Annotated in this window: 22 protein-coding genes and 2 pseudogenes; 15 read left to right on the forward strand and 9 right to left on the reverse strand. The window is 71.8% G+C overall.

The window, feature by feature from the left end; translation table 11 throughout:
* Genes ACF07S_RS01675 through ACF07S_RS01685 form a run of 3 tightly spaced genes read left to right on the forward strand, consistent with a single transcriptional unit; the run spans nucleotide 1 to nucleotide 2,183 of the window.
* Complete coding sequence (locus tag ACF07S_RS01675; RefSeq protein WP_391973185.1) at nucleotides 1–912, forward strand: aminoglycoside phosphotransferase family protein; 912 nt, start codon at nucleotides 1–3, stop codon at nucleotides 910–912.
* 1 nt (nucleotide 913) lies between these two features.
* Nucleotides 914–1,603 carry a class I SAM-dependent methyltransferase gene (locus ACF07S_RS01680; RefSeq protein WP_391973186.1) on the forward strand — a complete coding sequence of 230 codons (690 nt, stop codon included), beginning with the start codon at nucleotides 914–916 and terminating at the stop codon, nucleotides 1,601–1,603.
* A 34-nt stretch (nucleotides 1,604–1,637) separates the two neighbouring features.
* Nucleotides 1,638–2,183 (forward strand): HAD domain-containing protein, encoded by a 546-nt coding sequence (locus ACF07S_RS01685; protein ID WP_391973187.1) that lies wholly within the window; start codon nucleotides 1,638–1,640, stop codon nucleotides 2,181–2,183.
* Nucleotides 2,184–2,277: 94 nt separating this feature from the next.
* On the opposite strand, the pseudogene ACF07S_RS01690 reads toward ACF07S_RS01685, so the two are convergent.
* The 3 genes and pseudogenes from ACF07S_RS01690 to ychF all read right to left on the reverse strand — a co-directional run.
* Nucleotides 2,278–2,541: pseudogene (locus ACF07S_RS01690) on the reverse strand (mobilization protein); the annotation flags it as partial.
* A pseudogene (locus ACF07S_RS01695) lies at nucleotides 2,531–2,806 on the reverse strand (hypothetical protein); the annotation flags it as partial. The pseudogenes ACF07S_RS01690 and ACF07S_RS01695, both read right to left, overlap by 11 nt.
* Nucleotides 2,807–2,893: 87 nt before the next feature.
* On the reverse strand, nucleotides 2,894–3,982 hold the full coding sequence (ychF, locus tag ACF07S_RS01700; protein WP_391961518.1) for a redox-regulated ATPase YchF: 1,089 nt from the start codon (nucleotides 3,980–3,982) through the stop codon (nucleotides 2,894–2,896).
* A 180-nt stretch (nucleotides 3,983–4,162) separates the two neighbouring features.
* Between ychF and ACF07S_RS01705 the strand changes: the two genes are divergently transcribed.
* Entirely contained in the window at nucleotides 4,163–4,789 is a 627-nt protein-coding gene (locus ACF07S_RS01705) for a DUF6542 domain-containing protein (RefSeq protein ID WP_391973188.1), read from the forward strand.
* 83 nt (nucleotides 4,790–4,872) lie between these two features.
* Here the strand turns inward: ACF07S_RS01705 and ppgK are convergent, their stop codons facing one another.
* Nucleotides 4,873–5,619 carry a polyphosphate--glucose phosphotransferase gene (gene ppgK, locus ACF07S_RS01710; protein ID WP_391961520.1) on the reverse strand — a complete coding sequence of 249 codons (747 nt, stop codon included), beginning with the start codon at nucleotides 5,617–5,619 and terminating at the stop codon, nucleotides 4,873–4,875.
* Between the two features lie 70 nt (nucleotides 5,620–5,689).
* Nucleotides 5,690–6,739, reverse strand: a complete 1,050-nt coding sequence (locus ACF07S_RS01715) for a 4-hydroxy-3-methylbut-2-enyl diphosphate reductase (protein WP_391961521.1) — start codon at nucleotides 6,737–6,739, stop codon at nucleotides 5,690–5,692.
* A 65-nt stretch (nucleotides 6,740–6,804) separates the two neighbouring features.
* On the opposite strand from ACF07S_RS01715, the gene xseA reads away from it, so the two are divergent.
* The 3 genes from xseA (at nucleotide 6,805) to ACF07S_RS01730 (ending at nucleotide 9,032) form a co-directional block, all read left to right on the forward strand.
* Nucleotides 6,805–8,013: an exodeoxyribonuclease VII large subunit gene (xseA, locus tag ACF07S_RS01720; RefSeq protein WP_391973189.1), complete on the forward strand. Its 1,209-nt coding sequence runs from the start codon at nucleotides 6,805–6,807 to the stop codon at nucleotides 8,011–8,013.
* A gap of 9 nt (nucleotides 8,014–8,022) precedes the next feature.
* Nucleotides 8,023–8,274 carry an exodeoxyribonuclease VII small subunit gene (locus tag ACF07S_RS01725; RefSeq protein WP_391961523.1) on the forward strand — a complete coding sequence of 84 codons (252 nt, stop codon included), beginning with the start codon at nucleotides 8,023–8,025 and terminating at the stop codon, nucleotides 8,272–8,274.
* Nucleotides 8,275–8,441: 167 nt separating this feature from the next.
* Nucleotides 8,442–9,032: a malonic semialdehyde reductase gene (locus tag ACF07S_RS01730; RefSeq protein ID WP_391973190.1), complete on the forward strand. Its 591-nt coding sequence runs from the start codon at nucleotides 8,442–8,444 to the stop codon at nucleotides 9,030–9,032.
* Between the two features lie 119 nt (nucleotides 9,033–9,151).
* On the opposite strand, the gene ACF07S_RS01735 is transcribed toward ACF07S_RS01730, so the two are convergent.
* Nucleotides 9,152–9,658, reverse strand: a complete 507-nt coding sequence (locus tag ACF07S_RS01735) for a DUF4245 domain-containing protein (protein ID WP_391961525.1) — start codon at nucleotides 9,656–9,658, stop codon at nucleotides 9,152–9,154.
* Between the two features lie 144 nt (nucleotides 9,659–9,802).
* Here ACF07S_RS01735 and glpX point away from each other — a divergent pair, with 144 nt between their 5' ends.
* The gene (gene glpX, locus ACF07S_RS01740; protein WP_391961526.1) at nucleotides 9,803–10,837 is read left to right on the forward strand and encodes a class II fructose-bisphosphatase; all 1,035 of its coding nucleotides are present in this window, start codon (nucleotides 9,803–9,805) and stop codon (nucleotides 10,835–10,837) included.
* A gap of 167 nt (nucleotides 10,838–11,004) precedes the next feature.
* Here the strand turns inward: glpX and ACF07S_RS01745 are convergent, their stop codons facing one another.
* Together ACF07S_RS01745 and ACF07S_RS01750 are read right to left on the reverse strand one after the other, a co-directional pair.
* The gene (locus ACF07S_RS01745; protein WP_391961527.1) at nucleotides 11,005–11,382 is read right to left on the reverse strand and encodes a WhiB family transcriptional regulator; all 378 of its coding nucleotides are present in this window, start codon (nucleotides 11,380–11,382) and stop codon (nucleotides 11,005–11,007) included.
* 119 nt (nucleotides 11,383–11,501) lie between these two features.
* The gene (locus tag ACF07S_RS01750; protein WP_391961528.1) at nucleotides 11,502–12,197 is read right to left on the reverse strand and encodes a DUF1707 domain-containing protein; all 696 of its coding nucleotides are present in this window, start codon (nucleotides 12,195–12,197) and stop codon (nucleotides 11,502–11,504) included.
* Nucleotides 12,198–12,343: 146 nt separating this feature from the next.
* On the opposite strand from ACF07S_RS01750, the gene ACF07S_RS01755 reads away from it, so the two are divergent.
* The 5 genes from ACF07S_RS01755 (at nucleotide 12,344) to ACF07S_RS01775 (ending at nucleotide 20,458) form a co-directional block, all read left to right on the forward strand.
* Nucleotides 12,344–14,020, forward strand: a complete 1,677-nt coding sequence (locus ACF07S_RS01755) for a fumarate hydratase (RefSeq protein ID WP_391961529.1) — start codon at nucleotides 12,344–12,346, stop codon at nucleotides 14,018–14,020.
* Between the two features lie 339 nt (nucleotides 14,021–14,359).
* On the forward strand, nucleotides 14,360–15,775 hold the full coding sequence (locus tag ACF07S_RS01760; protein WP_391961530.1) for a M28 family peptidase: 1,416 nt from the start codon (nucleotides 14,360–14,362) through the stop codon (nucleotides 15,773–15,775).
* Between the two features lie 110 nt (nucleotides 15,776–15,885).
* Nucleotides 15,886–17,289: a class II fumarate hydratase gene (locus tag ACF07S_RS01765; protein ID WP_391961531.1), complete on the forward strand. Its 1,404-nt coding sequence runs from the start codon at nucleotides 15,886–15,888 to the stop codon at nucleotides 17,287–17,289.
* Nucleotides 17,290–17,361: 72 nt separating this feature from the next.
* Nucleotides 17,362–18,054 (forward strand): DUF402 domain-containing protein, encoded by a 693-nt coding sequence (locus ACF07S_RS01770; protein ID WP_391961532.1) that lies wholly within the window; start codon nucleotides 17,362–17,364, stop codon nucleotides 18,052–18,054.
* Nucleotides 18,055–18,328: 274 nt separating this feature from the next.
* Entirely contained in the window at nucleotides 18,329–20,458 is a 2,130-nt protein-coding gene (locus tag ACF07S_RS01775) for a SpoIIE family protein phosphatase (RefSeq protein WP_391973191.1), read from the forward strand.
* 60 nt (nucleotides 20,459–20,518) lie between these two features.
* On the opposite strand, the gene ACF07S_RS01780 is transcribed toward ACF07S_RS01775, so the two are convergent.
* Nucleotides 20,519–22,804, reverse strand: a complete 2,286-nt coding sequence (locus ACF07S_RS01780; protein ID WP_391973192.1) for a transglycosylase domain-containing protein — start codon at nucleotides 22,802–22,804, stop codon at nucleotides 20,519–20,521.
* A 268-nt stretch (nucleotides 22,805–23,072) separates the two neighbouring features.
* Between ACF07S_RS01780 and ACF07S_RS01785 the strand changes: the two genes are divergently transcribed.
* Nucleotides 23,073–24,008: an SPFH domain-containing protein gene (locus tag ACF07S_RS01785; RefSeq protein WP_391961535.1), complete on the forward strand. Its 936-nt coding sequence runs from the start codon at nucleotides 23,073–23,075 to the stop codon at nucleotides 24,006–24,008.
* Entirely contained in the window at nucleotides 24,005–24,286 is a 282-nt protein-coding gene (locus ACF07S_RS01790; protein WP_391973193.1) for a hypothetical protein, read from the forward strand. Before ACF07S_RS01785 ends, ACF07S_RS01790 begins: the two co-directional genes overlap by 4 nt.
* Nucleotides 24,287–24,330 lie beyond the last annotated feature (44 nt).

Consider the following 24,330-nt stretch of genomic DNA (forward strand, 5'->3'; position numbering starts at 1 on the left):
GTGACCACGAACCCCAGCGCCGAACTCCTCGACAACCTGCTTACCGTGGCCGGCCAGGCCACCGCCGTACGGGAGGAGGTGCGCGTGTGGTCCATGTCCGGCGTCGAGCATGTCACCTTCCCCGACGGCACCACGGCCATCTTCAAGTACGCCAAGAAGCCCTTCGACAGCGAGGACCAGGCCCTCCGCCTGGCCTACACCCTCGGCGTACCCGTTCCCCAGGTCCACGCCTCCGCAGTCCTGGACGGCTGGCTCGGCATGCTCATGGAGAACCTCGGGCCGTCCGTCCGCGAGGCCGACGACCTCGACGGCGTTGCCGCGGCTGTGGTCCTGCACGGCACCCGCACGGCTCCGCCCTTGCCCGTCCTCGACCAGGACCGGCTGCGCACGCTCCCGGCCCAGGCACTGGAGCATCTCGAACGGCTGCGCAAGGCCGACCGGTGGCAGGACGCCGACGACGTCGAGGGCGCGCTCGACCGGATCGCCCAGGCCGCCGAGGCCCGCTCGGCCGGGGCAACGCTGGCGCCGTTCGGCTGGGTGCACTCCGAGTTCCACCACACCAGCCTCCACATCGGCAAGCATGGGTGGCGGCTGCTCGACTTCGCCCGCGCCTTCACCGGCCCCGGCCTGCTCGACCTCGCCAGCTGGCACGGCACCATCGAGCCACCGCACCCCGTGCGCCTGCGCGTCTTCCTGGAGCAGTACGTCACCGCCGGCGGCACCCCCGACGCTCTCGCCCCGCGCGGCGGGCTCACCGCCGAGAACTGGGCCCTGGGCTGGCACCGCATGTGGGCCGTCGAGTGGTTCATGGAGCAGGCCATCCGCTGGATCAACGACCCGGCCACCGACCCCGCCTACATCAAAGCCGTCCGCCGCCACCTCACCGACGTCCTCCACCTCCTGGAGATCTGACGTGCTCGCCCAGGCATCCCCCTGGCACGCCCACGCCCTCCAACGCACCGCCGGGCTCGCCGAACCCCTTTCCGTACCCGCCCGGATGGAATGGACCACGAGACCCGGCCAAGGCCCCGGAGCAGAGATCCTCGGCCCCGACCTGCACGGCAAGCGCCTCCTGGAACTCGGCTGTGGCCCCGGCCACAACGCCGCCCACCTCGCCACCCGCCACGGCGCCCACGTCACCGGCGTCGACCTGGTCGGCCTACAAGTCCGCCGCGCCCGCTCCCACTACGGACGGCTGAACAACCTCACCTTCGTCGCCGGTCACGCCCTGCACTTCCTGCACGCCTCTGACGAGCAGTTCGACGCGATCTACTCCGTCTTCGGCGCCGTCGGTCTCGTCGCTCCCGAGTTCCTGCTCCCGGCCATCGCCCAACGCCTCACGCCCGGCCGCGTGCTCGCCTTCTCCGTCCCCCACCCGCAGCGTGGCGGCCGAAGCCCTTCCGGCGACGACCGGCCTCGCCGCGACTACATCACCCTCCCCGACCGCACCCGGCTCCCCATCGCCCGCTGGGAGTTCGACACCAACCGCTGGGAGAGACACCTCAGCCGGGTGGGCTTCTGGCTTATCTCGGCCCAGGAGTTCCACGACCCTCGCATGGGCCACTGGCCCACCACCCTGCTGATCCGCGCCCGCAAGCTCTGACCTGCCATTCGCGCCACTTTCCCCGGAGGAACCGATGCGCCCGCCCTACCTGCTCCTCGACATCGACGGCGTCCTCATACCCTTCCCCGACGAACACGGCTCGACCCCGACCACGCACGCCCGCCACGACGTTGTTCCCGCCGACCGCAGCGCTGACAACCCGGTCACCGTCTGGCTCGACCCCGGCCACGGCCCCGCGCTCATGGATGTGATCAGTACGGGTCTCGTCACACCGGTCTGGTGCACCAGCTGGCGGCAGGACGCCACCACCCTGATCGGACCGCTCCTCGACCTCCCGCCTCTGCCGCACGTCGACCTGCCGCGTCCCCAGATCACCACCAGCCACCCCAACGGCTACCTGTGGAAGCGCGACCACGTCGATGCCTGGCTGGCAGACGCCCCCGTCGTCTGGATCGACGACGACTTCACCAGCCTCGACCACGCCTGGGCGGCGGGGCGCACCGCCAGAGGAACGCCGACCCTCCTCGTTCAGCCCGACCCACACCTCGGGCTTCAGCCCGAGCACCTGACCGAGGTGACGAAGTGGGCCGCGCAGCTACCCACAGTCCACGCCGCCTGACGACTGATGCCCTCGCTGCCACGAGCAGCGAGGGCATCAGGGTGTGCTGTGTGGCCCGACTACCTGGGTGCGGGTAGAAGTTGAGACTCAACTTAGGAGGGCTTGAGGACGGGCAGTGCCAAACGTGCTGAGGTGGCTTCTTGCCGCCCAGCTCGCGGGTGCGCAGATCGACGTGGTGGTCGAGGCGCTTGGCGAGCTGGGAATAGGTGGCTGCCGGGTCGCGGCCGGGGTCGGGGGCGCCGGCCATGTCCCAGGCGGCGACGATGTGCGGGTCGGTGTGTTCGTCGCGGCGGCCGGGGCCGAAGAGGTAGACGATCAGTCCGCGGGTGTCGGAGCCGGTGGAGACATCAGGAACCATGCGCGGTGCCTTCCGCCAGGAGCTGGTCGATCAGCCGGTAGCTGCTCTCGGCCGCTTGCTCGACGCGGTCCAGCACCGCCTCGGCGCGCTCGGGCACCGTTCCTCGGTGGATGGCTGCGGTGATCTGGTTGAGGTTGCCGCCGACGCGGTTCAGTGCGACCGTCTGTGCCTCGACGGCCTCGATCAGCGGGCGGACCGGGTCGTCCTCCGGGCTGCCGACCAGCCCCGCCTTGCCGAGGGCGACGGCGAGCGCGGCGTGCCCGACTCATCCAGCACGCTGCGGACTCTGTGCGGACAGCAAAAGCCGCCCAACCCGCTCCGTCGCAGGTCAGACGGCCTTTCGCCGAACGTCTTAGACGTTGAAGCGGAACTCCACCACGTCGCCGTCCTGCATGACGTAGTCCTTGCCCTCCATGCGGGCCTTGCCCTTGGCGCGGGCCTCGGCGACCGAGCCGGTTTCGACCAGGTCGGGGAAGGAGATGACCTCGGCCTTGATGAAGCCCTTCTGGAAGTCGGTGTGGATCACACCGGCGGCCTCGGGGGCGGTGGCGCCCCTCTTGATGGTCCAGGCACGGGACTCCTTGGGGCCGGCGGTGAGGTAGGTCTGCAGGCCCAGGGTGTTGAAGCCGACGCGGGCGAGGGTGGCGAGGCCGGGCTCCTCGGCGCCGACCGACTCCAGGAGCTCCATCGCGTCCTCCTCGTCCAGCTCGGCGAGGTCCGCCTCCAGCTTGGCGTTGAGGAAGATCGCCTCGGCGGGGGCGACGAGGGCGCGCTGCTCGTTCTTGAAGTCCTCGTCGGTCAGCTCGTCCTCGTCGACGTTGAAGACGTAGAGGAAGGGCTTGGTGGTGAGGAGGTGCAGGTCGTGCAGGAGCTCGTTGCGCTCGGTGCCCTGGACGATGCCGTGCGCGAAGAGCGTGTCGCCCTTCTCCAGGATCTCCTTGGCCTCCTCGACCGCCTTGACCTTGGGCACGACGTCCTTCTTGATCCGCGACTCCTTCTGCAGGCGCGGCAGGACCTTCTCGATGGTCTGCAGGTCGGCGAGGATCAGCTCGGTGTTGATCGTCTCGATGTCGTCCTTCGGCGAGACCTTGCCGTCGACGTGCACGACGTTCTCGTCCTTGAAGGCGCGGATGACCTGGCAGATCGCGTCGGACTCGCGGATGTTCGCCAGGAACTTGTTGCCGAGCCCCTCACCCTCGCTCGCGCCGCGCACGATGCCGGCGATGTCGACGAAGTCGACCGTGGCCGGCAGGACGCGCTCCGACTTGAAGATCTCGGCCAGCCGGGCCAGGCGGGGATCGGGGACGCCGACCACGCCGACGTTGGGCTCGATCGTGGCGAACGGGTAGTTGGCCGCCAGCACGTCGTTCTTGGTCAGGGCGTTGAACAGGGTCGACTTGCCGACATTCGGCAGACCGACGATTCCGATCGTGAGCGACACGTTGCGACTTCCCGTACGTGAGGATGGAGGCGGGGACCGGCCGGCTGGGCTGCGTGGCCGATCCACCAGTCTACGGCGTGCCCGCGACCGGCCCGCCGATCCGTCGAACGCCTGCTCCCACTTCGCTTCCCGGCGTGTCTGACGGACCGTTCGGCACATAAAACGACCTAAGTTGGTCCAGTGGAGCAACACAGGACGCGACCCGCCCGGTACGGACCGCGACGCGACACGGCGCCCGGTCCGCCCAAGCCCGCCCGGAGGACGCCCGAGCCCGGGCCGCCCCTGCCGCCGCAGGCGGGGCGGGCAGCCGGCGGCGGGGTCGCCCGGTCCCCCCGGCCGGCCCGGGAGCCGCGGCGGCCCGCTCCCCCGCCCGCGTCCGGCAGGATGCCGGGCCCCCGGCTCACCGGACTGGGCGGCGGCCTGTTCTGCGGGCTGCTGATGCTGACGCTCGGGCTGCTGGCCGAGACGCTGTTCGGGGGCTCCCAGACGGTGTACGGCGTGCTGTTCCTGCCGGTGTGCGCGCTGACCGCGGTGTGGCTGCGCGAGGGGGATCTCCTCACTGCGCCCATCGTCGTGCCGATCGCCTTCGCCCTGGGGCTCCTGCCGGTCGCCGACGGCGGCGGGGACGGCACGCTCGGGGGACTGACGGGCCTGGTGACGGGCCTGGCCACGCAGGCCGGGTGGCTCTACGGCGGGACGCTCGTCGCGGGTGTGATCGTGCTCGTCCGCAGGGTCCGGCTGGTGCGGCGGGTCCGCCGGCTGCGCACGGCCGACCGGAGTGCCCCGCGGAGCCGGCCCCGCCGCTGAGCCACCCGCCGCACGGAGCCGGCCCCGAGTCCACCCGCCGCGCGCTTACGCGCCCGCCGCGTGCCTACGCGCCGGTCGCGTGCCTACGCGCCGGTCGCCGCGCGCATCGCCGCTCCCACGATGCCGGCGTTGTTCTGCAGGCCGGCCGGGACGATCTCCGCCTTGATCCCCTCGATGTGGTGCAGGAACTTGTGGGCCTTGCGGCTGACGCCGCCGCCGATGACGAACAGCTCAGGCGAGAACAGCATCTCCACGTGGGCCAGGTACTCCTGCACCCGCTGCGCCCAGTCCTCCCACGACAGCTCCTCGTCCTCCCGCGCCTTGCTGGAGGCCCGCTTCTCCGCGTCGTGGCCGTGCAGTTCCAGATGGCCGAGCTCGGTGTTGGGGACGAGGACGCCGTCGACGAACAGGGCGCTTCCGATGCCGGTGCCGAAGGTCAGCAGGACGACCGTGCCCCGGTGGTGGCGGCCGGCGCCGAAGTGCATCTCGGCGACGCCCGCGGCGTCCGCGTCGTTCACCACCGTCACCGGCAGGCCACCCAGGCGGTCGCCGAGCAGTACGCGCGCGTCGGTGTCGATCCAGTCCTTGTCGACGTTGGCCGCCGTACGGATCGTGGCGCCGCCGGTGACGACGCCCGGGAAGGCGACGCCGACCGGCCCGCTCCAGCCGAAGTGGTCCACGACCTCCTTGACGGCGTCGGCCACCGCGTCCGGCGTCGCGGGGTGCGGGGTGAGGACCTTGCAGCGCTCCTGCGCCAGGTCCCCCTTGTCCAGGTCGACCGGGGCACCCTTGGTCCCGGATCCGCCGATGTCCACGCCGAAGATCTGCATGGCCCTACGTTACGACGGACGGCGCACGGACACGGACCCGATCACCGTGACCGCCACCGTCGTCCCACCGTCACTGCGCGGAACCCTCACGGGAGCCGGCCCCGGCACCGGAGCCCGCCCCCGTGCCGCCGCGCTCGGCCACCAGGGCGGCGGCCTCCTCGCGCAGGTCGCGGCGGAGTTCCTTCGGCAGGGAGAAGATGATGGACTCCTCGGCCGCCTTGACCAGTTCGACGTCCTCGAAACCGCGCTCGGACAGCCACTGCAGGACCTGCTCGACCAGGATCTCCGGCACCGAGGCGCCCGAGGTGACGCCGACCGTGGAGACACCCTCCAGCCAGGCCTCGTCGATCTCGTCGGCGAAGTCCACCAGGTACGCCGCGCGGGCGCCGGCGAGCTTGGCGACCTCCACCAGCCGCTTGGAGTTGGAGGAGTTGCGGGAGCCGACGACGATCACCAGGTCGGCCTCGGCGCCCATCTGCTTGACCGCGAGCTGGCGGTTCTGCGTGGCGTAGCAGATGTCGTCGCTGGGCGGCGAGATCAGCTGGGGGAACTTGTCCTTGAGGGCGTCGACGGTCTCCATGGTCTCGTCGACGGAGAGGGTGGTCTGGGAGAGCCAGACGACCCTGGACGGGTCACGGACCTCGACCTTGGCGACGTCGCCCGGACCGTCGACGAGCTGGATGTGGTCGGGGGCCTCGCCGGAGGTGCCGATGACCTCCTCGTGGCCCTCGTGCCCGATCAGGAGGATGTCGTAGTCCTCCTTGGCGAACCGGACCGCTTCCTTGTGCACCTTGGTGACCAGCGGGCAGGTGGCGTCGATGGTGGCGAGCCGGCCGCGCTCGGCCTCCTCGTGGACGACGGGGGCGACACCGTGCGCGGAGAACATGACGATGTTGCCGGGGGGGACCTCCTCCGTCCGCTCGACGAAGACGGCGCCCTTCTTCTCCAGGGTCTGCACGACGTACTTGTTGTGAACGATCTCGTGCCGGACGTAGACGGGGGCCCCGTACTGTTCCAGGGCCTTCTCGACGGCGATCACGGCGCGGTCCACACCCGCGCAGTAGCCACGGGGGGCGGCGAGCAGGACACGGCGGCCAGGCGAAGCGGTCATGCGTCCCATCGTAAGGGCCGCGTCCGGGGGCTCGGTCACGGTGCGTTGTCGGTGGGGCGCACTACTCTCTGGTCATGGCTGTCAACACGTCCGCGGAAGCGCCGATGCCCGTCGGTGAGGTGTCGCGGCTCATCGGAGGGTGGATCGACCGGCTCGGCGCGGTGTGGGTCGAGGGGCAGATCACCCAGCTGTCGCGGCGTCCGGGCGCCGGGGTGGTGTTCCTGACGCTGCGCGACCCCTCGCACGACATCTCCGTGGGCGTGACCTGCTACCGGCAGGTGTTCGACGCGGTGGCGGACGTCGTGAGCGAGGGCGCGCGGGTGGTGGTGCACTGCAAGCCGGAGTGGTACGCCCCGCGCGGGCAGCTGTCGCTCAGGGCCGCCGAGATCAGGCCGGTGGGGGTCGGGGAGCTGCTCGCGCGGCTCGAGCAGCTGAAGAAGTCCCTGGCGCGCGAGGGGCTGTTCGCGCCGGAGCGCAAGAAGCCGCTGCCGTTCCTGCCGCGGCTGATCGGGCTGGTGTGCGGGCGGGCCTCGGCCGCCGAGCGGGACGTGCTGGAGAACGCCCGGCGCCGCTGGCCGGCCGTGCGCTTCGAGGTGCGCAACGTGCCCGTGCAGGGGGTGCACGCGGTGCCGCAGGTCGTCCAGGCCGTGCAGGAGCTGGACGCGGTCGACGACGTGGACGTGATCGTCGTGGCGCGGGGCGGTGGCAGCGTGGAGGACCTGCTGCCGTTCTCCGACGAGCAGCTGGTGCGGGCCGTGGCGGCCTGCCGCACGCCGGTCGTGTCCGCGATCGGGCACGAGCCGGACAGTCCGCTGCTGGACCTGGTGGCCGACCTGCGCGCCTCCACGCCGACCGACGCCGCCAAGAAGGTGGTGCCGGACGTGGGCGAGGAGTACGAGCGGGTGCGGATGCTGCGCGACCGCGCGCGGCGCTGTGTCCACGCGCTGCTGGACCGGGAGGAGCGCGGGCTGGCCCAGGCGCTGGCCCGGCCCTCGGTACAGGATCCGTACCGGATGACCGACGCCCGGGCCGAGGAGGTCACGGCACTGCTGGAGCGGGGCAGGCGCTGTCTGCGGCACCAGCTGGACCGGGCCGACTCCGAGCTCACGCACACGCACGCGCGCGTGGTGGCCCTGTCCCCGGCCGCCACGCTCAAGCGCGGGTACGCCGTGCTGCAGCGGGAGGACGGGCACGCGGTGCGCGCCCCGGGCGAGGTGGAGGCCGGCGAGGTGTTGCGGGCGCGGGTGTCCGAGGGCGAGTTCACTGTCCGAGTCGATGCATAGGGTGGGCGGATGACCAGCAAGACGGAGCAGACGGCGGCACGGTCCGAGGCACTCGGGTACGAGCAGGCGCGGGACGAGCTGATCGAGGTCGTACGGCGCCTGGAGGCGGGCGGTACGACGCTGGAGGAGTCCCTCGCGCTCTGGGAGCGGGGCGAGGAGCTGGCCAGGGTGTGCCGGCGCCGGCTGGAGGGGGCGCGGGCCCGGCTGGACGCGGCGCTCGCGCAGGAGGCGGAGCCGGAGGACGCCGGGAGGGCCGAGTAGCCCCCTGGGCCGTCACGGGGCCGGGAGCGGACGGGATCTGTGAAGTGGATCACCGCGCTCCAGGTTTAGTTGAGCATTGAACTTCATGGGCGTACGGTCGAACGCGTCAACCGGTCCGCGCCCCCCGACGGAACCGCGGACCGACGTATCCCCGAGAAGGTTCACGCATGTCTCTCGTTCTTGACCCCGCCGCCCAGGACCTGCTGTTCCGCGAGGCGCGCACCGCCAACACGTTCACCGACGAACCGGTGACCGACGAGCAGGTGCGGGCGATCTACGACCTGGTCAAGTACGGCCCGACCGCTTTCAACCAGTCGCCGCTGCGCGTCACGCTGGTCCGCTCCCCCGAGGCCCGCGAGCGTCTCGTCACCCACATGGCCGAAGGCAACCGGCCCAAGACGGCCACCGCCCCGCTGGTCGCCATCCTGTCGGCGGACAACGAGTTCCACGAGGAGCTGCCCCAGCTCTTCCCGCACTTCCCGCAGGCCAAGGACGCCTTTTTCAGCGAGCGCCCGGCCCGTGAGGGTGCCGCCGCGCTGAACGCCGCCCTCCAGGCGGCCTACTTCATCGTCGGCGTGCGCGCCGCGGGCCTGGCCGCCGGCCCGATGACCGGCTTCGACTTCGAGGGCCTGCGCAAGGAGTTCCTCGACGACGACCACACCCCGCTGATGGTCGTCAACATCGGCCGCCCGGGCCCGGACGCCTGGTTCCCGCGCTCGCCCCGCCTGGAGTACGAGCAGGTCGTCACCACCGTCTGAGGACGCACACGGCACGCAGGGGGCGGGGCCCCGTCGGATCAGCCGATCCGACGGGGCCCCGCCCCCTGCGCCCACCCGGTCACCCGGTCACCCGGTCACCCGGTCACCCGGTCACCCGGTCACTCGGTGCGCAGCGCCTCGGCCACCGTCGTCAACTGGTCGAACGACCCGGTGCCCGTCACCAGGGTGGTCGAACCCTCGGTGCCCTCGAGCACCAGCGCGTCGTAGTGCCCGCCCTCGTAGCGCGTCCACGTCTCGCCGTCGATCCGCTGGGTGGACCCGGTCCTCTCCGCACCCTGGGTGGCGTCCTCGATGAAGGGCACCCGCTTGCCCGCGGACTGCTCGACCGCCACGTACTCCCCGTCGGGGGCGTGGAAGCCGAGGTGCCAGGCCTCGGAGTCCTCGCCGCGGTAGCGGACCGAGGTGGGCTTCCACGCGTCGGGCAGCCCCTCGGGGGCGGCCACGGGGTAGGAGGCGGCCCGGCGGGCCGTGAGCAGGTCGACCCGGTAGTCGACCCGCTGGACGGGGGGCTCGCCGTCCTCGTGCGGGATGAACAGCCAGACCACTCCCGCCGCGAGCACGATGAGCACCAGGGAGAGGATCATGTCCCGGGCCGTTTTCTGCATGCTGCTCGTTCCTGCCACGCCCCCTATCGTCGCAGGTACCCGCTGCGCTCATCCGTGGGGGGCCCTGCTCATTCTGTCTGCCTGGCGATAGAGTCGTGCCCCAAACCCTCATCCGGCCGTCGTCGTACAGAAAGGTGCGCTCCGATGACCGAACACCATCACTTGCCGTCCGAACTCGATGTCCCCTCCGAGGCCCCCGACCGCAACCTCGCCCTGGAGCTCGTACGGGTGACCGAGGCCGCGGCGATGGCCGCCGGCCGCTGGGTAGGGCGCGGCGACAAGAACGGCGCGGACGGCGCCGCGGTGCGCGCCATGCGCGCCCTCGTCTCCACCGTCTCGATGAACGGCGTCGTCGTCATCGGCGAGGGCGAGAAGGACGAGGCCCCGATGCTCTTCAACGGGGAGCGCGTGGGCGACGGGACCGGCCCCGAGTGCGACATCGCCGTCGACCCGATCGACGGCACCACGCTGACCGCCAAGGGCATGACCAACGCCATCGCGGTACTGGCCGCGGCCGAGCGCGGCTCGATGTTCGACCCCTCGGCCGTGTTCTACATGGACAAGCTGGTCACCGGGCCGGAGGCCGCCGACTTCGTCGACATCGACGCGCCGGTCAACGTGAACATCCGCCGGGTCGCCAAGGCCAAGCGGGCCACGCCCGAGGACGTCACCGTGGTGATCCTCGACCGGCCGCGGCACGAGGGCATCATCAAGGAGATCCGGGAGACCGGCGCGCGCATCAAGCTGATCTCCGACGGCGACGTGGCCGGCTCGATCCTCGCGCTGCGCGAAGGCACCGGCATCGACCTGCTGCTCGGCGTCGGCGGCACCCCCGAGGGCATCATCTCGGCCTGCGCCGTGAAGTGCCTCGGCGGCACCATCCAGGGCAAGCTGTGGCCCAAGGACGACGAGGAGCGGCGGCGGGCGGCCGACGCCGGGCACGACCTCGACCGGGTGCTGACGACCGACGACCTGGTCTCCGGGGAGAACGTGTTCTTCGTGGCCACCGGCATCACCGACGGTGAGCTGCTGCGCGGGGTGCGGTACCGGTCGGAGACCGCCACGACGGACTCGATCGTGATGCGGTCGAAGTCGGGGACGGTGCGCAGGATCGACTCCGAGCACCGGCTGAGCAAGCTGCGGGCGTACAGCGCGATCGACTTCGACCGGGCCAAGTGACGGCGGACGGTCGCGCGCCGGCACCGGGGGCCGCGCGGAGCGCGGGCGGGCCCGGGCAGTGCTCCCCGGCCGGCCGCGGCGGTTGCCCGCCCCCCGGGGAGGAACGTCCCCTGTGACAGAAGGGCACCCTCTGTGCGGAGAGGGTGCCCTGCTCGCTCGCGTACGCGCTAACCGGCCGCCGCTATGCGGCCCGTCGCGCGGGAGGCCTTCTTCAGCTCCACCTCGCGGCGCCGGCGCCGGGCCAGGACCACCCGGCGTTCGGCGGCGGTCAGGCCGCCCCAGACGCCGTAGGGCTCGGGCTGCAGCAGGGCGTGCTCGCGGCACTCGACCATCACCGGGCAGCGGGCGCAGACCTGCTTGGCCGCCTCCTCGCGGGAGAGCCGGGCGGCGGTGGGCTCCTTCGACGGCGCGAAGAACAGCCCCGCCTCGTCACGCCGGCACACCGCCTCGGTGTGCCAGGGGGCGTCCTGGTCCCTCTCCCGCGCTGCCGCTCGCCGGTCCGGAACGGCGGCTACCTGCAGGGACGAATGCGGCGGTTGCAGCACGGGTCTACTCCTGACGACGGCTTCGCGAGCGAGAGACGATGCAGCAAGGCTTACCCGATGTACGCGCGCCTATGCACTGAGTCCCGAACAGGGCTCCCCCCCATGCCGGTGCGCCGGGGTCAGTGGCCCGGATGCCTGCGCACGCTCCTGTCGACCGTGCGCTGCACCTTGTCGAGGATGTCCGCGACGAGCCTGCCCCGCCTGGCGCGCGCCTCGACGCTCCCGAGCACGGCCCAGCCGTCGACGTAGACCACCGGGGCCTCGGCGTCGGTCGCGTCCAGCGTGTCCGTCTCGAAGCTGCCGAGGACGCCGCCGCCCATGCCGCGCAGCGACACGTTCTCCGGGACGCGGATCTCGACGCTGCCGAAGACGGCGAACGCCTTGATCACGACCTGCTGATGGTCGAACAGCGCCTCGCTGAGATCGATCTCCACACTGCCGAAGACCGCGTACGCGTGGATGCGGCGGCCGGTCCGCCGGCGGCCCTTGCGGGAGGCGGCGCCGAAGACCGCGACCACGTTGTCGTCTGGGTCCAGCGGGATCGCGCCGGCGCCGGGGCGGCCGGGGACGGAGACCGGGGCCTCGCGCCGACGATGCGCTGCCGGCAGGTCCCGGACGAACACCTCCAGCTCCCCGACCGTCCTGGCGGCCAGCACGCCCTCCACGCGCTCCGCGTGCTCGTCGGCGGTCAGGCGCCCCTCGGCCAGGGCCTCGCGCAGGAGGTCGGCGGTCCGGTCCCGGTCGGCGTCGGAGGCGCGCAGCTCGGCCGTCCGCGGCGCCGTGTCCGGCTGCTGGGCGTGCTTCTGAAGGTCCACGACAACAGCGTACCGAAACGCGATAGATCGCGACTACCCTCCGGCGGGGACAACTGAGGACAACCTCACAGGCCCGGCGCCGACGGCAGGTCATACGCTGGTGGCCGCCCGCCAAAGGAGGCGGGCGGTCTTCCGTCGAGTGAGGAATGGGCGAGATGCCTGAGTTCGAGTACGCCGATCTGCTCCCCATGGGAGAGGACACCACCCCCTACCGGCTGGTGACCTCCGAAGGTGTCTCCACCTTCGAGGCCGACGGCCGGACCTTCCTCAAGGTGGAGCCGGAGGCGCTGCGCAGGCTCGCCGAGGAGGCGATCCACGACATCCAGCACTACCTGCGCCCCGCCCACCTCGCCCAGCTGCGCCGCATCATCGACGACCCCGAGGCGTCGGGCAACGACAAGTTCGTCGCCCTGGACCTGCTGAAGAACGCGAACATCGCGGCGGCCGGCGTGCTCCCCATGTGCCAGGACACCGGCACGGCGATCGTCATGGGCAAGCGCGGCCAGAACGTGCTGACCGGGGGCCGTGACGAGGAGGCCCTGTCCCGGGGCGTCTACGACGCCTACCGGAACCTGAACCTGCGCTACTCGCAGATGGCGCCGCTGACCATGTGGGAGGAGAAGAACACCGGCTCCAACCTCCCGGCGCAGATCGAGCTGTACGCCACCGACGGCGGCGCCTACAAGTTCCTGTTCATGGCCAAGGGCGGCGGCTCCGCCAACAAGTCCTTCCTCTACCAGGAGACCAAGGCCGTCCTGAACGAGGCCTCCATGATGAAGTTCCTGGAGGAGAAGATCCGTTCGCTGGGCACGGCCGCCTGCCCGCCGTACCACCTGGCCATCGTCGTCGGCGGTACGTCGGCCGAGTACGCGCTGAAGACCGCGAAGTACGCCTCCGCGCACTACCTGGACGGGATCCCCTCCGAGGGGTCCCCGCTCGGCCACGGCTTCCGGGACAAGGAGCTGGAGGAGAAGGTCTTCGAGCTGACGCAGAGGATCGGCATCGGCGCGCAGTTCGGCGGCAAGTACTTCTGCCACGACGTGCGGGTGGTGCGGCTGCCGCGGCACGGGGCGTCCTGCCCGGTCGCGATCGCCGTCTCCTGCTCCGCCGACCGCCAGGCCGTCGCGAAGATCACCGCCGAGGGCGTCTTCCTGGAGCAGCTGGAGACGGACCCGGCGCGGTTCCTGCCGGAGACGACCGACGAGCACCTCGACGAGGCCGGCGACGTCGTGCGGATCGACCTCAGCCGGCCGATGGACGACATCCTCGCGGAGCTCACCAAGTACCCGGTGAAGACCCGGCTGTCGCTGACCGGCCCGCTGGTCGTGGCCCGTGACATCGCGCACGCCAAGATCAAGGAGCGGCTGGACGCGGGCGAGGAGATGCCGCAGTACCTGAAGGACCACCCGGTGTACTACGCGGGCCCCGCGAAGACCCCGAAGGGATACGCGTCCGGGTCGTTCGGTCCGACGACGGCCGGGCGCATGGACTCCTACGTGGAGCAGTTCCAGGCGGCCGGCGGCTCCAAGGTGATGCTGGCCAAGGGCAACCGGAGCAAGCAGGTCACCGCCGCGTGCGACGCGCACGGCGGCTTCTACCTCGGCTCGATCGGCGGACCGGCGGCGCGGCTGGCGCAGGACTGCATCAAGAAGGTCGAGGTCGTCGAGTACGAGGAGCTCGGCATGGAGGCGGTCTGGAAGATCGAGGTCGAGGACTTCCCGGCGTTCATCGTCGTGGACGACAAGGGCAACGACTTCTTCCAGGATCCGGCGCCGCAGCCGACGTTCACCAGCATTCCGGTGCGGGGGCCGGGGCCGGCGTAGGCGCCCCGGGCGCGGCGGGGTGTGCTTCGCCCCGCCGCCCCTTGCCTTCCCTCCCCTTCCCTCCCCTTGCCTTCCCTCCCCTTGCCTTCCCTTCCTGTCCCGTCCCCGGGGCCGTGCCCCGGATCCCTCCGGCCCTGGACGGGCCTCGTCCTCGAACGCCGGAGGGGCCGGCTCACCGTCCGCATAGCGAAACGGCTGTGCTTCTTTCGGACAACCTGGCCGTCCTCCCGCCCGTTCCGTTGACTGTCTCCTTCGCCGCTGTGAGTCTTTCGCCGCTCCGGCATGCACATGCCATGCCCTGAGTGGCTCACCCCACAGCCACCTCCCGGAGGAGACGAAGTGATACGAAGATTCGCCGTGGCGAGCGTCACGCTCGCCGTCGTGCTCGGCTGCGGAACACTCCCCGCCGCGGCCGCCGGCTCCGTACCCGTCGCGGACACCCTCGCCGCGCCCGACGTCGACGTGACCAAGGTCAGGGGACATCTCAGCGAACTGAGCGCCATCGCCGGACGCAACGGCGGCAACCGCCGCTCCACCGGCCAGGGATACCGCGACTCCGTCGCCTACGTGAAGGGCAGGCTGCAAGCCGCCGGCTACACCGTCACCGAGCAGCCGTGCACCTCCGGCTGCACCAGCGGGGCCGGCCCCAACCTGATCGCCGAGTGGCCGCACGGCGACGCCGGCAACGTGTACATGTTCGGCGCCCACCTCGACAGCGTCTCGGCGGGCCCCGGCATGAACGACAACGGCTCCGGCTCGGCCGCCCTGCTGGAGAACGCCCTGACGCTGGCACGGCAGAACCCGTCGATGCGCAACCGGGTCCGCTTCGCCTGGTGGACCGACGAGGAGCAGGGCCTGAACGGGTCCGACTTCTACGTCCGTTCGCTGTCCTCCACCGACCGCGCGAGGATCAGGGCGTACTACAACTTCGACATGGTCGCGTCCGTCAACGGCGGCTACTTCGTCAACCACATCACCTCGTCCGCCGCCGCCCCCATGAAGGCGTACTGGGACTCGCTCGGGCTGCGGCCCGAGGAGAACACCGAGGGCGCCGGGCGCAGCGACGACTACCCCTTCGAGCAGTACGGCATCCCGACCTCCGGCTACGCGATGGGCGCCAGTGCCCGCAAGACGTCCGCGCAGGCCGCCAAGTGGGGCGGTACGGCCGGCAGCGCCTACGACCCCTGCTACCACCGGTCGTGCGACACCCTCACCAACATCAACACCACCGGCCTCGACCGCGCGTCCGACGGCATCGCGTACACCCTCTGGCAGCAGGCCGTGCAGACGGGGACGAGCGGCTGCGACACCGCCGCCGCCGTCGCCAACGGCGGGTTCGAGAGCGGTACCTCGCCGTGGACCGGGGACACCGCCACCATCGGCGCGCACGCGGGGCGGTCCGCCCACTCCGGGACCCGTTTCGCCCGGCTCGCGGGGTACGGCGCCACGCGCACCGAGTCGCTCGCCCAGACGGTGACCGTGCCGGCCGGGTGCACCCGGGCGGCGCTGGACTACTGGCTGCACATCGACACCGACGAGTCCGGCTCGACGCCGTACGACAGGTTCACGGTGAAGGCCGACGGCACCACGCTCGCCACACTGTCCAACGCCGACGCCGGCAGCGGCTACGTGCAGCGCTCGGTCGACCTGACGGCGTACGCGGGCCGGCAGGTCACCGTGACCTTCACCGGCAGCGAGGACGCGTCCCTGCGGACGGGCTTCGCCGTCGACGACGTCACCCTCCAGGGCGGCTGACCCCGCTCCACCTCGTTTCCGCCCCGCCGTGCTTCTCCCGCGGCGGGGCGGGGACCCTCCGGGAATACGCTCGGCCGGCACCACTGCTGTCACTCCTCGGAGGTAAGACGATGACGACCACGGACGACGACCGGCGCTACCGCATCGAGCACGACTCCATGGGCGAGGTGAGGGTCCCGGCCGACGCCAAGTGGCGCGCGCAGACCCAGCGCGCCGTGGAGAACTTCCCGGTCTCCGGACAGCGCCTGGAACGCGCCCACATCGAGGCCCTGGCCCGCATCAAGGGCGCCGCGGCCGAGGTGAACGCCCGGCTCGGGGTGCTGGACGCGGACATCGCCGAGGCCGTCCGGGAGGCGGCCGGTGAGGTCGCCGAGGGCCGGTGGGACGAGCACTTCCCGGTCGACGTGTTCCAGACCGGCTCGGGGACCTCGTCCAACATGAACGCCAACGAGGTCCTCGCCACCCTGGCGAGCGAGCGGCTCGGGCGGGACGTGCACCCCAACGACCACGTCAACGCCTCCCAGTCGTCCAACGACGTCTTCCCGTCGTCGATCCACATCGCCGCCACCGCGGCCGTCACCCGCGATCTGATCCCGGCCCTGGAGCGCCTCGCGGCCGCGCTGGAACGCAAGGCCGGGGAGTTCGCCGACGTGGTGAAGTCCGGGCGGACGCACCTGATGGACGCCACGCCCGTGACCCTGGGCCAGGAGTTCGGCGGGTACGCGGCCCAGGTGCGGTACGGGATCGAGCGGCTGAACGCCTCGCTGCCGCGCCTCGCCGAGCTGCCGCTGGGCGGCACCGCCGTGGGCACCGGCATCAACACCCCGCCGGGCTTCTCCGCCGCCGTCATCGAGGAGGTCGCCCGGGTCACCGGACTGCCGCTGACCGAGGCGCGCGACCACTTCGAGGCGCAGGGCGCCCGGGACGGGATCGTGGAGACCAGCGGCCAGCTGCGGACCATCGCCGTCGGCCTGACGAAGATCGCCAACGATCTGCGGTGGATGTCCTCCGGACCGCGCACCGGGCTCGCGGAGATCAGCCTGCCCGATCTCCAGCCCGGTTCCTCGATCATGCCCGGCAAGGTCAACCCGGTCGTCCCGGAGGCCGTGCTCATGGTCTGCGCGCAGGTGATCGGCAACGACGTGACCGTCACCACCGCCGGCGCCTCGGGCAACTTCGAGCTGAACGTGATGCTCCCGGTCATCGCGAAGAACGTGCTGGAGTCGGTCCGGCTGCTCGCGAACGCCTCCCGGCTGCTCGCCGACCGCACGGTCGACGGGATCGTCGCGCACCGCGAACGGGCCCGCGAGTACGCCGAGTCCTCGCCGTCCGTGGTCACCCCGCTCAACAGGTACATCGGCTACGAGGAGGCCGCCAAGGTCGCCAAGAGGTCGCTGGCCGAGCGGAAGACCATCCGTCAGGTGGTCCTGGAGGGCGGCTACGTGGAGCGCGGCGACCTCACCGCCGAGCAGCTCGACGAGGCGCTGGACGTCCTGCGGATGACCCGCCCGTAGAGCCGCGCGCGCCGGACGAGAACCGTGACGGGCGCCGCAGCGTCGTATGCCCGGGGCACCTAATATCTGCGCATGGCAGAGGGCGGAACGATGAGACGCGGGGAAGCGGACCGTACGGCCGGGTTCTGGGCGCCCGGGACGCACATACTGTGGCGGTACCGGGAGAACGGCGGCGCGCGCATCCACATCGCGCGCCCTGTCACGGTCGTACGCGACGACCGGGACCTGCTCGCCGTGTGGCTGGCGCCCGGCACCGAGTGCGTGAAGCCGGTGCTCGCCGACGGCACGCCCGTGCACCAGGAGCCGCTCGGCACCCGGTACACCAGGCCGCGCACGGTGCGGCGGGACCGCTGGTTCGGCACCGGTGTGCTGAAGCTGGCCCGGCCCGGTGAGCCCTGGTCGGTGTGGCTGTTCTGGGATCCGGACTGGCGGTTCAAGAACTGGTACGTGAACCTGGAGGAACCGCTGGCCCGCTGGGCCGGCGGGGTGGACTCCGAGGACCACTTCCTGGACATCTCCGTGCACCCGGACCGCAGCCGGCACTGGCGGGACGAGGACGAGTTCGCGCAGGCCCGGCGGGACGGACTGGTGGACCCCGCGCTGGCCGCGAGGGTGCGCGCGGCCGGGCGGGCCGCGGTGGAGGTGATCGACGCGTGGGGGCCGCCGTTCGCGGACGGCTGGGAGAACTGGCGCCCGAACCCGTCCTGGACGGTACCGTCACTGCCACAGGACTGGGACCGCACTCCGGCGCATGTCTCCTCGTGAGACCCTTGCTGCGGCCCCGGTCGGGAACCGTAGGATCGTCCTCCGCAAGGGCGCGGAGCAACAATTACCGGAGTACGCGCCGGGCTTGACCGATCGTCACCGAGGGGCGGCAGGACGTGAGCGAGGGGTACGGAAACACCGGTACCGGCCGGAAACGGCCGACCGGCGACACAGGAACAACCTCTGACCACGCGGGGATTCCGTTCCGGGGGCACGTGTTCCGGGTATCGGAGTCTCGGCGGGACGAACCGCGCGCACGGCGTGCGCCGGACGGATGGACTCGACACGCGTGACGGAGCAGCCGACCTCCTTCGAACGCCCCGAGCCGGGCGTGGACCCCGCCGATCCCCGCGGGGCGCTTCTGCACACCCCGGCCCGGGTGCCGGACACCGGGTCCGCCTCACCGGTACAGGGCCGCTCCGGCGGTGAGTCCACCGCGCCCGGGGCGGCGTCCCCGGGGACGCCGGGGGCCACGTCCCCCGGCACGGTGACGCCCGGCGACACGGAGCGGGACCCGGCGGGGCCCGAGCACTCCCAGCCGGGCGCCGGGCAGGGCGCCGAGCCGGACGCGCACCGGCCGCGGCCCGTGGCCGAGAGCATCCCGGTGCAGCCGGGTGCGGGACCGGACGGGCCGCAGGGTCCCGACGGCCAGGAGCGCCGTACCGGCCAGGCGGCGCAGCCCGGGCGGCCGACGCCGATGCGGCGGGACGGGGACCGGCTGCGGTTCGTCGGTGCCGCGACGCGGCGGATCGCCCGCGGCATCGACCTGGACGAGATCGTGATGGGGCTGTGCCGGGCCACCGTGCCCACCTTCTCCGACGCGATCCTGGTCTACCTGCGCGATCCGCTGCCGGTCGGCGACGAGCGGCCCACCGGTCCGCTGGTGCTGCGGCTGCGCCGCAGCGACCGGCTGCCGCCGGAGCGGGACACCGAGGGCGGGTTCACCCCGGTCGCCCCGCCGGAGCCGAACGAGCTGGACTCGGTCGGCGCGGAGCTGTGCACGGTGCGGCCCGGCAGCGCGCTCGCCGAGGTGCTGCGCGGCGTACGGCCGGTGTTCACGGACGCCCCGGCCGCCCGCGCCGCGCTGCCCGAGCTCCTGGGCGAGGAGGGCGCGCCGCTCGTCCCCGAGGGGCAGCGGGCGATCCTCGCGCCGCTGCGCGGCCGGCGCCGGGTGATCGGCGCGGCACTCTTCCTGCGCCGCCCCGAGCGCCTCCCGTTCGAGGCCGACGACCTGCTGGTGGCCGCGCAGCTCGCCACGCACAGCGCCCTGGGCATCGACAAGGCGGTGCTGTACGGGCGGGAGGCGTACATCGCGGACGAGCTGCAGCGCACCATGCTGCCGGAGCACCTGCCGCGCTGCACCGGTGTACGGCTGGCGTCGCGCTATCTGCCGGCGGCGGAGACCGCGCGGGTCGGCGGCGACTGGTACGACGCGATCCCACTGCCCGGCAGCCGGGTCGCGCTGGTCGTCGGTGACGTCATGGGGCACTCCATGACGTCCGCGGCGATCATGGGCCAGCTGCGCACCACCGCACAGACCCTGGCCGGGCTCGATCTTCCCCCGCAGGAGGTGCTGCACCATCTCGACGAGCAGGCGCAGCGGCTCGGTGTGGACCGCATGGCGACCTGCCTGTACGCGGTGTACGACCCGGTGTCGCACCGCATCACCATCGCCAACGCCGGCCATCCGCCGCCCGTCCTGCTGCACCTGGGCGGCCGGGCCGAGGTGCTGCGGGTGCCCGCGGGCGCCCCGATCGGCGTGGGCGGGGTGGACTTCGAGGCCGTGGAGCTGGACGCGCCCGCCGGGGCGACCCTGCTGCTCTACACGGACGGGCTGGTGGAGTCCCGGCTGCGGGACGTGTGGACCGGCATCGAGCAGCTGCGCGAGAAGCTCGCCGCGACGGCGCAGCTGACCGGGGCGGATCACCCGCCGCCGCTGGAGGCCCTCTGCGACGAGGTGCTGGACATGCTCGGCCCGGGCGACCGGGACGACGACATCGCGCTGCTCGCCGCCCGTTTCGACGGGATCGCGCCGAGCGACGTGGCGTACTGGTTCCTGGAGCCGGAGGACGCGGCCCCCGGCCGGGCCCGCCGCCTGGCCCGGCGGGCGCTGTCCCGCTGGGACATGGAGGACCTGAGCGACTCGGTGGAGCTGCTGGTCAGCGAGGTGGTGACCAACGCCGTGCGGTACGCCACGCGACCGGTCACGCTGCGGCTGCTGCGCACCGACGTGCTGCGCTGCGAGGTCGGCGACGACGTGCCCCAGCTGCCGCGGCTGCGGCAGGCGCGCGCCACGGACGAGGGCGGGCGCGGGCTGTACCTGGTGAACCGGCTGGCCAGGCGGTGGGGTGCGACCCGGCTGAGCACGGGCAAGGTGGTGTGGTTCGAGCTGAACCACGGCTGAGCGGTCGTACGGCGCGGCGGGGGCGCCCGGTGATCACACCGGGCGCCCCCGCCCTCTCGTCTACTCCTCCGCGTTCCCCTCCGGGTCCTCCGGGTCCTCCGGGATGCCGGGGGTCGGCGGGGGCGAGCTGGTGGTCGCCGGCGGCTCCGCGGTCGGCGTCTGGCTCGGCGGCTGCGAGGTCGGCGTCTTCGACGGGGTCATGGACGGCGCCTCGGTGGTCGGTGCCTCGCTCGTGGGCTCCTCGCTGGGCGTCTCGGACGGCGACTGGGTGTCCGACGGCTGCTGCGTCGGCCGCACCGCCGCGCCCTGCTTGGTGTCGAGGTCGAACCCGGTGACCTCGTCCATCACGCCGAAGGTGTACGCGGCCCAGATCTCGGCGGGGAAGCCACCGCCGTTGACGCGGTGGCCGACGCCGCCCGCCCGGTACATGGGGACCTGGTCCTGGGTCTTCGCGTCCTCGCCGAACAGGCCGACCGAGGTGACCAGGCCGGGGGTGAAGCCGGTGAACCAGGCCGACCTGTTGTTGTCGGACGTACCCGTCTTGCCGGCGACCTGCTGGCCGTCGCGCAGCGGGTTCTCCCGCACGGACTGCCTGGCGGTGCCGTCGTCGACCACGCCGGTGAGCACGGAGGTCACGGTGTCGGCGGCCTCGCGGCTGATGACCCGCTCACCGATCGGGTCGGGGAACCCGACCCGGCGGTCCTTGTGCTCGGCCGATTTCACGACGGCCGGGGTGACCTTCCTGCCGTGGTTGTCGAGGGTGGCGTAGACGCCGGCCATCTCCAGCGGGCTCGCGCCCATACTGCCCAGGGTCTGGGCGGGCAGGGGGTCCATGCCCTCGGTCTCCATGCCGAGTTCGCCCGCGGTCCTGACGACCTCGGGCATGCCGACGTCGATGCCCATCTGCGCGAAGACGGAGTTGACGGACTTGTTCATCGCCTCCTGCACGGTGACGTCGCCGTAGTCGACCTCGTCCTCGTTGGGCGGCGCGAAGCCGACCTTGCGGGAGCCGTCCGTCACGGGGCGCCTGCTCGTACCGTCGTAGACCGTGTCGGCCGTGATCGGCACGCCGTCCTGGGTCACGGCGTCCTGGTCGACGGCCGCGGCCAGGATCACCGGCTTGAAGGTGGAGGCGGGCTGGTAGTCGTCGCGGGTGGCGTTGTTGGTGTAGTGCTTCACGTAGTCCACGCCGCCGTACATCGCCACGACCGCGCCCGTCTTGGGGTTCACGGAGACGGCGCCGGCCTGGACGTCGGCGTCGACCTCGCGCTTGTCGGGGTCCAGCTTGCTGGTGAGCCGGGTCCTGACCGCCTCTTCGAGCGCGGTCTGCTTCTTCTTGTCGATGTTGAGCGTGACGGTCCAGCCGCCGGCGTCCACCAGGGCCTCGGCCCGGTTCATGTCCTCGGCGGTGCCCTGGGCGACGAGCTGCCGCTTCAGCGCGTCGTTGGCCGCCTCGACGACGTACCCGGTCTGTCCCTCCATCCCGGGGGCCGGCCTGGGCTCCTCGGGGACGGGGAACTCCATGGCCCGGCGCCCGGACCGGTCCAGCCACTTCTGCTCGACCATGTTGTCCAGGACGTAGTTCCAGCGTTCCTTCGCCAGCGTCTTGCCGGTCTCGCTGGCGATCGCCCAGTCGTACTGGTTCGGCGCCTGGAGCAGCGCGGCGAGGTAGGCGCCCTGTTCGACCGTCAGGTCCTCGGCGTCGACGCGGTAGTAGGCCTGCGCGGCGGCCTGGATGCCGTAGGCGCCGCGGCCGTAGTAGCTGGTGTTGATGTAGCCGGCGAGGATGTGGTCCTTGGACTTCTCCCGGTCCAGCTTCAGGGAGATGACCATTTCCTTGAGCTTGCGGGTGACGGTCCGGTCCTGCGTCAGGTAGTAGTTCTTGACGTACTGCTGGGTGATCGTCGAACCGCCCTGCGCGCCCTTGCCGGACAGCGTGTTGAGCAGGCCGCGCGCGGTGCCCCTGATGTCGACGCCGGAGTCCTTGTAGAAGGTCTTGTTCTCGGCGGCGACGAAGCTGCGCTGCACGTCCTTGGGGACCCTGGCCAGGTCGACGATCTCGCGGTTGTAGCCCTTGCGCGCCATGAGCGAGCCGTCGCTGTACTCGTAGACGTTGCCCTGCAGTTCGGCGTCGGCGTTCCCCTCGGGGATGTCGATCAGCATGTACAGCACGATGAAGGCGCCCATGCCGAGCAGGCAGAGGCCGAAGAACGTGCCGAGGATCTTCTTCCAGGTGAGGAAGCGGCGTATGCCGGTGCGGCCGGCCGCGTCCGACGAGCGGCGGCCCCCGGGTGCCGCACGGCGCCCGCCGCGCCGTCGTGCGCGTCTTTCTTCCGCTCGTCCCATGCGTCCGTTCCGCTCCGCTTCGTTCGTGTGTGCTCGGCCGCCACACGGGTTCGCCGCTCAGGTCAGCTCAGAAAGCTAACACCGGGAGGTATGACAAAGGCCTGCCGATCCGGTCTTTACGGGCGTGACAATCAGCACCCGTCCCACCGGAACCGACGTACGGGAGGGGCGTGGGGTTGCCGAGATCGGATAATCTGATATCACTAAGATAGAGCAACGCTAGCCGGCCGCCCGCACGGTGGGCGCCGGAGAAACGGGGGGACCACCCATGTCCGCGCATGACACACAGATGACGGCCGACGTGCCCGAGATGCCGGCCCCGCGCGTGCGGGAGGTCACGGCGCACAGCATCGGCGGCGGGTTCGCGCTGCTGCTCGGACTGGTCGGGCTGCTGGCCGGCACGGCCCTGGTCGTCACCGCCACGGCCGTCAGCGGGGCCGGCGTCAAGGCCGTACTGATCGTCGGCGGCGTCCTGATCGCGCTCGCGGCGTTCCTCGCGATGTGCGGGCTGAACATGGTGGCGCCGGGCGAGGCGCGGGTCGTGCAGCTCTTCGGCCGCTACCGGGGCACGATCCGGCAGGACGGACTGCGCTGGGTGAACCCCTTCACCTCGCGCACCAAGATCTCCACGCGCGTCCGCAACCACGAGACGGCCGTGCTGAAGGTGAACGACGCCTACGGCAACCCGATCGAGCTGGCCGCGGTCGTGGTGTGGCGGGTGGAGGACACCGCCCAGGCCACCTTCGAGGTGGACGACTACATCGAGTTCGTCTCCACCCAGACCGAGGCGGCGGTGCGGCACATCGCCATCGAGTACCCCTACGACGCCCACGACGAGGACGGCCTCTCGCTGCGCGGCAACGCCGAGGAGATCACCGAGAAGCTCGCCGTCGAACTGCACGCACGCGTGGAGGCGGCCGGCGTGCAGATCATCGAGTCCCGCTTCACCCACCTCGCGTACGCCCCCGAGATCGCCTCGGCCATGCTCCAGCGGCAGCAGGCCGGCGCGGTCGTGGCGGCGCGGCAGCTGATCGTGGAGGGCGCCGTGGGCATGGTCGAGACGGCGCTCGCCCGGATCGCCGAGCAGGACATCGTGGACCTCGACCCGGAGCGCAAGGCGGCGATGGTGTCCAACCTGATGGTGGTGCTGTGCGGTGACCGTTCCGCCCAGCCGGTCCTCAACACCGGGACCCTCTACCAGTGACGGCTCCCGCCGGGGGTTCCGCCCCCCAGGGCCGGCCGCAGCGCAAGCAGGTGCTGCTGCGGCTGGACCCGTCGGTGTACGAGGCGCTGGCGCGCTGGGCCAACGACGAACTGCGCTCGGCCAACGCCCAGATCGAGTTCCTGCTGCGGCGCGCCCTCGCGGAGGCGGGACGGCTGCCGGGTGAGGCCGGGCCGATTCCCCGCCGCGGCCGTCCGCCCGCGCAGCCTCCCTCCCAGCCCCCCGTCCAGCCACCCGGCGACGGGCGCCGGCCCCAGTAGCGGAACTGTGACAATCGGCCCCCACCTGGGCTCTCCCACCCTCC

Origin of the sequence: Streptomyces sp. NPDC016640 (genome assembly GCF_043076215.1) — a bacterium.
Taxonomy (GTDB): Bacteria; Actinomycetota; Actinomycetes; order Streptomycetales; family Streptomycetaceae; genus Streptomyces.

Bases quoted from the DNA above. Each gene is read 5' to 3' on its own strand.
- ACF07S_RS01730 (WP_391973190.1), top strand. From the start codon at position 8,442: ATGTCTCTCGTTCTTGACCCCGCCGCCCAGGACCTGCTGTTCCGCGAG.
- ppgK (WP_391961520.1), bottom strand. From the start codon at position 5,619: ATGCAGATCTTCGGCGTGGACATCGGCGGATCCGGGACCAAGGGTGCC.
- ACF07S_RS01755 (WP_391961529.1), top strand. From the start codon at position 12,344: ATGGGCGAGATGCCTGAGTTCGAGTACGCCGATCTGCTCCCCATGGGA.
- ACF07S_RS01725 (WP_391961523.1), top strand. From the start codon at position 8,023: ATGACCAGCAAGACGGAGCAGACGGCGGCACGGTCCGAGGCACTCGGG.
- xseA (WP_391973189.1), top strand. From the start codon at position 6,805: ATGGCTGTCAACACGTCCGCGGAAGCGCCGATGCCCGTCGGTGAGGTG.
- ACF07S_RS01780 (WP_391973192.1), bottom strand. From the start codon at position 22,804: ATGGGACGAGCGGAAGAAAGACGCGCACGACGGCGCGGCGGGCGCCGT.
- ACF07S_RS01715 (WP_391961521.1), bottom strand. From the start codon at position 6,739: ATGGGACGCATGACCGCTTCGCCTGGCCGCCGTGTCCTGCTCGCCGCC.
- ACF07S_RS01775 (WP_391973191.1), top strand. From the start codon at position 18,329: ATGGACTCGACACGCGTGACGGAGCAGCCGACCTCCTTCGAACGCCCC.
- glpX (WP_391961526.1), top strand. From the start codon at position 9,803: ATGACCGAACACCATCACTTGCCGTCCGAACTCGATGTCCCCTCCGAG.
- ACF07S_RS01735 (WP_391961525.1), bottom strand. From the start codon at position 9,658: ATGCAGAAAACGGCCCGGGACATGATCCTCTCCCTGGTGCTCATCGTG.
- ACF07S_RS01765 (WP_391961531.1), top strand. From the start codon at position 15,886: ATGACGACCACGGACGACGACCGGCGCTACCGCATCGAGCACGACTCC.
- ACF07S_RS01785 (WP_391961535.1), top strand. From the start codon at position 23,073: ATGTCCGCGCATGACACACAGATGACGGCCGACGTGCCCGAGATGCCG.
- ACF07S_RS01770 (WP_391961532.1), top strand. From the start codon at position 17,362: ATGGCAGAGGGCGGAACGATGAGACGCGGGGAAGCGGACCGTACGGCC.
- ACF07S_RS01685 (WP_391973187.1), top strand. From the start codon at position 1,638: ATGCGCCCGCCCTACCTGCTCCTCGACATCGACGGCGTCCTCATACCC.